Below are 1,705 nucleotides of genomic sequence, written 5' to 3'. Positions count from 1 at the left end.
GAACGCGTTGCAGTGATCCCGCTTTTATTTGGTGATGAACTCGGCGGCGTAACAGGGCGTTTATGTAAAAGCTCTGTCACGATTGCTGATAGCCCAATGCGCGTATTAACCGGCGCAATGTCGCTTATGCCATTGCCAAACGATAAGGCAGGCAAACCACTTACTAACTCAACCACTGCGGCATTAGATGCACAGCGTTTTAGTTGCACGCAGTTTTACCCTGATTTTGACGGCACGTATTTTGGCGATGTAAACATGCTGGATGCTGAAGGCGGTGATTTTCAAAAAATTGAAATAGGCCGCATTGTCGATAAAGCCGCGCGTGCCGTTCGTAACATCGGTATTCAAAACGTTAAAAATCGCCGTTTAAACAATAGCAGCACCGGTATTGAATTTGGTAAACGCACCATGGGTAAACCACTGCGTGACATGGCGCGCTCAGTCAACATCGGCGCCGACAAGTTCCCTGGTTTAATTCACGGCCCAAAAGACGACAGTATTAACCTCACGTTTATGGATGCGACCACGTTGCAAGTTGTGCTTAAGGTTAAGCCAATCGATTCACCCAACACCATTATTGTTGGGATCATGTTAGATAACGCAGAGTAGGAGCGCGAACATGCAAAAGGTATTAGGCGGTAAAGACTTCGATATTTTTATCGGGGGCTCGATGGTTCACGTTATGGAAGCCACGTGCAAAATTACGGATGGGCGCACCGTTAAAAAAGTGCGCGGTATTCCAAAAGGGTTTATTGATGGCGACGTTGAAGGCGAAGTAACGCTAAAGCTCGACCATGAAAACTGGTTATTAGTGCAAGCCCAAGCAGAGCAAGCAGGTAGCTGGAAAGGCATTGAACCGTTCGATGTGGCATTTAATGCCGAAGTAGCCGCCGGTAAAAAGAACGTTGAAGCGTTTGGTTGCTTGCCGCAGTTAGACGAGATTTTAAACATCAAAGCCGATGGCGGTGAAGAAGACACCACATCAATTAAGTGTCCGATCACCAGCCCTGATTTTGTCAAAATTAACGGCGTGCCGTACCTAACCGCTGATGAAGTGAGAGATCTGTAATGACTAAAGCCATTCGCACACTGACTGCCACAACATTACTAAGCACACTGCAAGCATGTGGGCATAAGGTGTTTGAAGGTGAACTAAACCTAAACATTATAGGTATTCGCCATGCAAACACCCGTGCTAATACGTTTAATGACGCAATGTGTGTGCTGTATCAGCAAGGGGGCGAATGGCAGTTAAAGCAGTTTAAAGCCACAACAGATGCCGGTATTTACTGGCGTAAACACCCAATGAATGTAGATGGTACAGCCGTGCTCATTGCAGGGCAGCATAAAAGCCTGTGGACATTGGGTTATCACCAGGGCAAATACCGCGCCCTTGTACAACATAAACCGGTTGTTGTTTTACGTGACAACAACCACGACACCGAGTTAGACACGGACGTCACACCCCAAGCAGTTCTACAGCAAGGTTACTTTGGCATTAATTGCCACCGCGCAAACAGCAAGGTCACATCAACGCACGTTGATAAATGGTCTGCCGGTTGCCAGGTGTTTGCAAACCCAAATGACTTTGATGAATTTATTGCTTTGTGTGAGCAATCAGCAGCCAAGTATGGCCCTTATTTTACCTACACACTGCTAGAGCAAGCAGATATTAAAGAGAGTATTGATCATGGCGTTTGAGAAA

The 1,705-nt window shown here is 46.5% G+C and carries 3 protein-coding genes; all 3 read left to right on the top strand.

What is annotated here, in order from left to right:
• On the top strand, window positions 1–609 hold a 609-nt coding region (locus A7967_RS22040), incomplete at its 5' end, for a DUF2586 family protein (RefSeq protein ID WP_157756445.1).
• Window positions 610–619: 10 nt separating this feature from the next.
• Window positions 620–1,069 carry a phage protein gene (locus A7967_RS22035; protein WP_064436118.1) on the top strand — a complete coding sequence of 150 codons (450 nt, stop codon included), beginning with the start codon at window positions 620–622 and terminating at the stop codon, window positions 1,067–1,069.
• Window positions 1,069–1,701, top strand: coding sequence for a hypothetical protein (locus A7967_RS22030; RefSeq protein WP_064436117.1), 633 nt, complete (start codon window positions 1,069–1,071; stop codon window positions 1,699–1,701). The genes A7967_RS22035 and A7967_RS22030 overlap by 1 nt, the downstream gene beginning before the upstream one ends.
• Window positions 1,702–1,705 lie beyond the last annotated feature (4 nt).

The sequence above is a fragment of the Pseudoalteromonas neustonica genome (genome assembly GCF_001653135.1).
In the GTDB taxonomy this organism is placed as follows: Bacteria; Pseudomonadota; Gammaproteobacteria; order Enterobacterales; family Alteromonadaceae; genus Pseudoalteromonas; species Pseudoalteromonas neustonica.
This window is presented reverse-complemented; position numbering and strand designations above follow the sequence as displayed.

Coding starts and splice junctions, on each gene's coding strand:
- A7967_RS22035 (WP_064436118.1), top strand. CDS start 620: ATGCAAAAGGTATTAGGCGGTAAAGACTTCGATATTTTTATCGGGGGC.
- A7967_RS22030 (WP_064436117.1), top strand. CDS start 1,069: ATGACTAAAGCCATTCGCACACTGACTGCCACAACATTACTAAGCACA.